This window comes from Aquipuribacter hungaricus (genome assembly GCF_037860755.1).
GTDB classification, from domain to species: Bacteria; Actinomycetota; Actinomycetes; order Actinomycetales; family JBBAYJ01; genus Aquipuribacter; species Aquipuribacter hungaricus.
Genome location: NZ_JBBEOI010000119.1, coordinates 1 through 7,726, shown reverse-complemented (window position 1 = coordinate 7,726; position 7,726 = coordinate 1). Strand labels below are relative to the sequence as shown.

The window sequence follows — 7,726 nt, the reverse complement described above, 5'->3', positions numbered from 1 at the left end:
GACGGCCAGCGCGGCGGCGGCGGCGGTGTCGACGGTGCCCGAGCGGACGCCCCGCTCCTGGCCCCCGCCGTGGACGACGGCCTCCAGGGCCACGCCGCGGCGGACGAGCAGGGCGCCCGAGCCGACCGGGGCGCCGAGCTTGTGCCCGCTCACCGCGACGGTGTCCGCCCCGAGCGCGCCGACGCTGCCCTCGAGCCAGCCGACCCCCTGGACCGCGTCGACGTGGACGGGGACGCCGTGGGCGTGCGCGGCCTCGACGAGCGCGGCGACGGGCTGCACGGAGCCGACCTCGTTGTTGGCCCACATGCACGTGAGCAGGGCGACGCCGTCGGGGTCGGCCGCCAGCAGGTCCCGGGTGGCGGCGACGTCGACGACGCCGCGGTCGTCGACCGGCAGCCACACCACGTCGGCGCCCTGCTCGGCGGCGAGCCACTCCACGCAGTCGAGCACGGCGTGGTGCTCGACCGGGGAGGCGAGGACCCGGGTGCGGCGCGGGTCGGCGCGGCGGCGGGCGGCGTACAGCCCCTTGACGCCGAGGTTGTCGGCCTCGGTGCCGCCCGCCGTCATGACGACCTCGCTGGGCCCCACGCCGAGCGAGCGCGCCAGGGCCTCACGGGACTCCTCGAGCAGCCGCCGCGCGGCGCGCCCGGCACCGTGCAGCGACGACGGGTTGCCGCCCGCGGCGGTGGCCCGGGCCCACGCGTCGACCGCGGCGTCGCGCACCGGCGTGGTCGCCGCGTGGTCCAGGTACACGCTCACCCGGCAAGGGTAAGCGCCGCGGTCACCCCTTGCGCCGGGCCACCGCCTCGGTGACGGCGGGCAGCACCGACGACAGGTCGCCGACGACGCCGAAGTCGGCCATCTCGAAGATGGGCGCCTCGCCGTCCTTGTTGACGGCGACGACGACCTTGGACGTCTGCATCCCGGCGCGGTGCTGGATCGCGCCGGAGATGCCGGCCGCGACGTAGAGCTGCGGCGACACGGTCTTGCCTGTCTGGCCGACCTGGTTGCTGTGGGGGTACCAGCCGGCGTCGACCGCGGCCCGGCTCGCGCCGACCGCCCCGCCGAGGGCGTCGGCGAGCGCCTCGACGGCGGTGAAGTCGCCGTCCGTGCCCCGGCCGCCCGAGACCACGATGGACGCCTCGGACAGCTCCGGCCGCCCGGTCGCCGGCTTGTCGTGCCGCTCGACGATCCGCGCGGCCCGGGCCTGCTCCGACAGCGTCGGCGTGATCGTGGTGACCGTCCCGGCGGCGGGCGCCACCTCCGGCGCGACGGTGTTGGGCTTGACGGTGAGCACGGGGGTACCGCGGACCACGGCGCAGCGGGTGGACCAGGACCCCGCGAACACCGACTTGGTGGCGACGACCTGGCCGTCGACGACCTCGATGTCGACGGCGTCGGTGATGAGGCCGGACCCGCTGCGGACGGCGAGGCGGGCGCCGATCTCCTTGCCCTCCGGGCTGTTGGCGAGCAGCACCGCGGCGGGCGAGCGCTCGGCGACCAGGTCGGCGAGCACCTCGGACTTGGGGGCGACGAGGTGGTCGACGACGTCGGCCCCCGCCACGAGGACGACCTCGGTGGCGCCGTGCTCGGCGAGGACGGCGGGGGCGGTGCTGCCGGCGTCGGCACCGAAGAGCACCGCGACGGGCTCGCCGATGCGGCGGGCCAGCGTGAGCAGCTCCAGGGCGGCCTTGCGGACGGTGCCGTCGACCGTGTCGACGACGACGAGGACCTGTGCCATGTCCGTACCCCTCTCAGACGAGCTTCTGGGCGGCGAGGAACTCGACGAGGCGCTCCGCGCCGTCCCCGCCCGAGTCCACGACGACGGTGCCGGCCTGCTTGGCCGGGCGGGCGGTGGCCTCGACGGCCTTCGCCCACGCGGCGTCCAGGCCGACCTCGGAGGCGTCCACGCCGATGTCGGCGAGCGTGAGCTCGGTGACCGGCTTCTTCTTGGCGGCCATGATCCCCTTGAACGACGGGTACCGGGGCTCGTTGACCTGGTCGGTGACGCTCACCAGCGCGGGCAGCGAGGCCTCGACGGTCTCGCTGGCGGCGTCGCCGTCGCGGCGGATCCGGACGCTGGTGGCGGACAGGGTGACCTCGGAGGCGTACGTGACCTGGGGGACGCCGAGCCGCTCGGCGACCATGGCGGGGACCACGCCCATGCTGCCGTCGGTCGACGCCATGCCGGTGACGACGAGGTCGAAGCCGACGTGCTGCAGGGCGCGGGCGACGACCAGGGAGGTGCCGACGGCGTCGGAGCCGTGGACGGCCTCGTCGCTGACGAGGACCGCGCCGTCCGCGCCCATCTGCAGGGCCTTCTTGAGCGCGTCGCGGGCGTCGTCCGGGCCGACGGTGAGGGCGACGACCTCGATGTCCTCGCCGGCCTCGCGCAGCCGCAGCGCCTCCTCCACGGCGTACTCGTCGAGCTCGCTGAGCAGGCCGTCGACGGCCTCGCGGTCGGTGGTGGTGTCGGCGGCGAACCCCCGGTCCCCCTGCGCGTCCGGGACGTGCTTGACGCAGACGACGATCTTCATGGCCCTGCCCTTCGCTCACGGTGTGCGTGCTCGGTGGCGCCGCCGCGGCTGCCGCCGGGTGGGCGGGCGGCGACGGTGCCGGCTCCTATGTTACCGGTGGGTAGCCCGGTGCGGGCGGACCGACCGGCGGAGCGTCCCACGGTCGGCTCAGCGCAAGCGGCGGGGTCGCGGACGGCCCGCCCGGCGCGGCCGCAGGGGCCGTCGGCGGGACGGGCCAGGGGTGCCCTGAGGGACCGGTGCCCCGGACGCCGCGGCCGCGGCGCGCGCGGCCCGGTCGACGAGGACGACAGCCGGCACCCCGCCGAGCACGACGTCGTCGGGGTGGCGGCCCTTGACCACGGCGTGCGCGGCGACCACGGTCCCCCGCCCCAGGTCCGAGCCGCGCAGGACGCTGGAGCGCAGCCCGAGCCACGACCCGGGCCCGACCCGGACGGCGCCCTTGCGGATGCCCTGGTCCTTGACCGGCCGGTCGACGTCGTCGTGGACGTGGTCGAAGTCGGCGACGTAGCACCAGTCGGCCAGCAGGGTGCCCTCCCCCAGGTCGACGTCGGTCCAGCACGTCACCCGCACGTCGCTGCCCATGACGACCTTGTCGCGCACCCGCAGCGTCCCCTCGTGCGCGCGCAGGACGCACCGGTCGCCGACGTGGACGAACGCCCCCAGGTGCATCCGGCCGTAGCCGGGGTCGGTCTCGACGCGCACCCCGCGGCCCAGGAACACCATGCCGTGGGTGACGACGTCGGGGTGGAGCAGCCGCAGCCGGAGCAGCCGGGCGTAGCGGACCAGGTAGCCGGGCCCGAGCGCCCGGTGCGCGAGGACCCAGCGCACGGCCTCGCGCGACAGGTGCGGGTACTGCTCGGGGTGGCGTCCCTCGCGCAGCCGTGCGGACCAGGCGCGCAGCAGCCGGGGCACGCTCAGGGCTTGGTGCCGGTGACCGACACGTCGTAGAACCAGGCCCGCGGCAGGACCCGGTTGAGGACGCGGTCGACCGCGCCGAGGCGCTGCCAGCCCTTGTAGGCGAACATCGCCCAGCCCCAGCCGAGCCGCTCGGGGTTGACGGCCGCCTCGAAGGTCCGCACCGGCCAGCCGAGGAACGCCGCGAGCAGCTCCTCGGTGGCCGTGGTGACGTCGACCGCGCCGGCGCGCAGGGCGGTGCGGGCCAGCTCGTCGGGGTCGAAGGTGTGCAGGTCGACGACCGCCTCCAGCGCCGCCGCGCGCGAGGACTCGTCGAGCTCCTCCTTGCTGCGGGCCCAGCGCTCGCGCAGCCGCGGCAGGTGGGTGACCCGGGTGGTCACGGCCCACGTCGCCCGGCCCAGCGCCCGGGCGTACCGGTCCCCGACGACGGTGGGCTCGCCGGCGAAGACGAACCGGCCGCCGGGGCGCAGCACGCGCAGGCACTCCCGCAGGCCGGCCTCGACGTCGGGCACGTGGTGGAGCACCGCGTGGCCCAGGACCACGTCGAAGCTGTCGTCGGGGTAGGGCAGGTCGGTTATCCCGGCCACCGCCCCCTGCACGTCGTCGTAGCCCAGGTGCTGGGCGTTGCGCAGGGCGACGTCGACCATGCCGGCGGACACGTCGGTGACGACGACGTCGCGCAGCCAGCCCGCCTGGCGCAGGTTGAGGGAGAAGAAGCCGGTGCCGGCGCCGATCTCCAGCGCCCGCCCCATCGGCCGGGGCGCCGTCCGGGCCGCCGGTCCCATCGCGGTGGCGAACCGGTCGCCCGCGAAGGAGATGCAGCGGTCGTCGAAGCTGATCGACCACTTGTCGTCGTAGGTGCCGGACTCCCAGTCGTGGTAGAGCACCTGGGCCAGGTCGGTGTCCTGCCAGGCGGCCTCCACCTCGGCCTCGGTGGCGGGGGTCCGGGCCGCGCCGTCCGGTGCCGGTGCGCCCTGGAAGCCGTCGGTCGGGCCCGTCACGGGGCGCTCGGTAGGGGACGGCACGGTCGGGTCGGTCACGTCGCTCGGCTCCGTCATGTCAGCGCCCCTCGAACTCGGCCTTGCCGGGTCCCCGCTCGACGAACGAGGCGAGGCCGTGCTGCCCGTCGCGGGTGCCGAACATGCCCGCGAACAGCGCGCGCTCCAGCTGCAGCCCGGCCGCCAGGTCGGTGTCCAGGCCGCGGTCGACGGCCGTCTTGGCGGCGGCCACGGCGACGCGGGCGCCCCCGAGGTAGCGCTGCACCCGGGCGCGGGCGGCGGCCTCGACCCCGCCCTGCTCGGCCACCTCGTCGACCAGGCCCAGGGCGAGGGCCTCCTCGGCGGCGACCATGCGGCCGGAGAACACGAGGTCCTTGGTGCGGGAGGCGCCGACCAGGCGGGCCAGCCGCTGCGTCCCGCCGCCGCCCGGGACCAGGCCCAGGGTGATCTCGGGCAGGCCCACCTTGGCGCCGGCGTCCATGACGCGGAAGTCGCAGGCCAGGGCCAGCTCGAACCCGCCGCCGAGGGCGTACCCGCTGATCGCGGCCACCGTCGGCACGGGCAGCGCGGCGAGGTCGTCGAGCGCGCCCTGCAGGTCCCCGGACAGCCGCAGCACGTCGGCGACGCCGAGCCCGGCCATCTCCTTGATGTCCGCCCCGGCCGCGAACACCGCGCCGCCGACGACGACCACGGCGCCGACGTCACTGGTCCGGGCCAGGGCGACGGCCTGGCGGACGCCGTCGCGGACGGAGGCGTCGATGGCGTTCATCGGCGGGCGGTCCAGCCGGACCATGCCCACCTGCCCGTCGACCTCGAAGCTCACGTGCGCGCCGCAGGGGGTCGAGGGGGCCCGGTCCATGGACCCACTCTGCCAGCAGCCCCGGGGGTGGGCAGACTGCAGCACGTGGTCGACGACGCCCCCTCCGCCCCCGCGCGGGTGACCGGCCCGGGGCGCCCCCACCCGCTGGGCGTCCGGCCGGCCGGGGACGGCGTGGACGTCGCCGTGGTCGCGGAGCACGCCGAGCGCCTCGAGCTGTGCCTGCTCGACCGGGACCCCTCCGAGCCCTCCGGCTGGCGCGAGCAGCGCCTGGTGCTGCCGGCGCGCACCGACGGCGTCCACCACGGCCACGTCGCCGGCGTGCGCGCCGGCCAGCGGTACGTGCTGCGGGCGCACGGTCCGTGGGAGCCGGCGCGCGGCCACCGCTACAACCCGCACAAGGTGCTGCTCGACCCCTACGCCCGCGTCGTGGAGGGGACGGTGCAGCACACGCCCGCCCTGCTCGACCACGTCGTCGTCGACGGCGCCCCGAGCGAGCTGATGAGCACCGTCGACAGCCTCGGCCACGGCCCGGTCGGGGTCGTCGTCGACGAGCCGCCGCACCCGGTGCACGACCGGCCGGGCCACCCGTGGGCGCGCACCGTCGTCCTGGAGTCCCACGTCCGGGGCCTCACCCGCCGGCTGCCGGCGGTCCCGCCGGAGCTGCGGGGCACCTACGAGGGCCTCGCGCACCCGGCGGTGGTCGACCACCTGGTCCGCCTCGGCGTCACCGCCGTGGAGCTGCTGCCCGTGCACGCCAGCGCCCCGGAGCTCCACCTGCACCAGCGAGGGCTCGTCAACTACTGGGGCTACAACACGCTGTCGTTCTTCGCGCCCGAGCCGCGCTACTCCGCCGCCGTGGGCCGCGGCGAGGACGCCGCCGCGGTGCTCGCGGAGTTCCGCGCCATGGTGGCGTCGCTGCACGCGGCCGGCCTGGAGGTGCTGCTCGACGTCGTCCACAACCACACCTGCGAGGGCGGGCTGGGCGGGCCCACGCTGTCGTGGCGGGGCCTGGACAACGCGCTGTACTACCGCACCGACGGCGGCGGCTACCGCGACGTCACCGGCACCGGGAACTCCCTGGACTCCTCGCAGCCCGAGGTCGTCCGCCAGACCCTGGACTCGATGCGCTACTGGGTGCAGACGATGGGCGTCGACGGCTTCCGCTTCGACCTGGCGCCGGCGCTGGCACGGGTGCGCGACGACGAGCGCGGCACCGGCGGCTTCGACCCCGACCACCCGTTCCTCGTCGCCGTCCGCGCCGACCCCGCCTTCGCCGGTATCAAGATGGTCGCCGAGCCGTGGGACATCGGTCCGTACGGCTGGCGCACCGGGCAGATGCCGGTGCCGTTCGCGGACTGGAACGACCGCTACCGCGACGGCGTCCGGTCCTTCTGGCTCGACGGCTCCCGCGCGGAGCTGGAGAGCAGGCCGGGCCCGGGCGTCCGGGACCTCGCGACCCGGCTCGCCGGCTCCGACGACATGTTCGGCGGTCCCCGTCGCACCGGGGCCCGCACCCCGCTGTCGGGGGTGAACTTCCTCGCCGCGCACGACGGCTTCACCCTGGCCGACCTGGTGTCCTACGACACCAAGCACAACGCCGCCAACGGCGAGGACAACCGCGACGGCCACGACCACAACCTGTCGTGGAACCACGGCCACGAGGGCCCGACCGAGGACGTCGAGGTCACCGAGTCGCGCCGGCGCACCCTGCGCGCCCTGCTCGGCACCCTCGCGGTGTCCACGGGCGTGCCGATGCTGCTGGCCGGCGACGAGCTGGGCCGCACGCAGGGCGGCAACAACAACGGCTACTGCCTGGACGACGAGACGACCTGGCACGACTGGTCCCTGGCGCCCTGGCAGCGCGACCTGCGGGACACGACGGCGTTCCTGCTCGCCCTGCGCGCGCAGCACCCGGTGTTCCGGCAGGAGCGGTTCTTCGGCGCGCGGCCGGTTCAGCGCCTGGACGGCACCCGCGACGTCGGCTGGTTCGACGGCGACGGCGACGAGCTGTCCGAAGCCGGCTGGTCCGACCCGTGGCGGCGCACCCTGCTGATGTTCCTCAACGGCGACGCGGTGGCCGCCGAGGGCGAGCCGGGCGTGCGGCCGACCTCGTTCCTCGTCGTCGTCCACGGCGGCGCGCACGGGCGCGAGGTGCAGCTGCCCGAGCCGCCGTGGGCGGAGTCCTACCGCCCGGTGTGGAGCAGCGAGCAGCCGCGACCGGAGTGGCCGGCCGGTCCGGGCGGGGTCGGCATCGTGCCGTCCGACGTGCTCGGCGGCGCCCGGCTGGGCGTCCCCGCGCGCAGCCTCACGCTGCTGGAGGCCGTCCGGCCCGACGCCCGCGCCGCCCGCCGCTGACAGCACGAGGGGCGCGCGCGGCGTGAGCCGGCGTTGGCCCCCAGGCCCATCTCGGGGGCCGCGGGAGGCCCGGGGTGCGCCGGCGGCCCGCGGACGGTGGA

The 7,726-nt window shown here is 76.2% G+C and carries 7 protein-coding genes; 1 reads left to right on the top strand and 6 read right to left on the bottom strand.

Annotation, left to right across the window (positions count from 1 at the left end):
- The 6 genes from WCS02_RS12570 to WCS02_RS12545 form a co-directional block, all read right to left on the bottom strand.
- The coding region (locus WCS02_RS12570; RefSeq protein ID WP_340293710.1) for a cysteine desulfurase family protein at positions 1–759 on the bottom strand (759 nt) is incomplete at its 3' end.
- A gap of 22 nt (positions 760–781) precedes the next feature.
- Positions 782–1,741 (bottom strand): electron transfer flavoprotein subunit alpha/FixB family protein, encoded by a 960-nt coding sequence (locus tag WCS02_RS12565; RefSeq protein WP_340293708.1) that lies wholly within the window; start codon positions 1,739–1,741, stop codon positions 782–784.
- Positions 1,742–1,754: 13 nt separating this feature from the next.
- Positions 1,755–2,537, bottom strand: coding sequence for an electron transfer flavoprotein subunit beta/FixA family protein (locus WCS02_RS12560; protein ID WP_340293705.1), 783 nt, complete (start codon positions 2,535–2,537; stop codon positions 1,755–1,757).
- Positions 2,538–2,684: 147 nt separating this feature from the next.
- The gene (locus WCS02_RS12555) at positions 2,685–3,449 is read right to left on the bottom strand and encodes an acyltransferase (RefSeq protein ID WP_340293702.1); all 765 of its coding nucleotides are present in this window, start codon (positions 3,447–3,449) and stop codon (positions 2,685–2,687) included.
- Positions 3,450–3,451: 2 nt separating this feature from the next.
- Positions 3,452–4,510, bottom strand: coding sequence for a class I SAM-dependent methyltransferase (locus WCS02_RS12550; RefSeq protein ID WP_340293700.1), 1,059 nt, complete (start codon positions 4,508–4,510; stop codon positions 3,452–3,454).
- Between the two features lies 1 nt (position 4,511).
- Complete coding sequence (locus tag WCS02_RS12545; RefSeq protein WP_340293698.1) at positions 4,512–5,309, bottom strand: enoyl-CoA hydratase/isomerase family protein; 798 nt, start codon at positions 5,307–5,309, stop codon at positions 4,512–4,514.
- A 27-nt stretch (positions 5,310–5,336) separates the two neighbouring features.
- On the opposite strand from WCS02_RS12545, the gene glgX reads away from it, so the two are divergent.
- Positions 5,337–7,625, top strand: a complete 2,289-nt coding sequence (gene glgX, locus WCS02_RS12540; RefSeq protein ID WP_340293696.1) for a glycogen debranching protein GlgX — start codon at positions 5,337–5,339, stop codon at positions 7,623–7,625.
- The last annotated feature ends 101 nt before the right edge of the window (positions 7,626–7,726 follow it).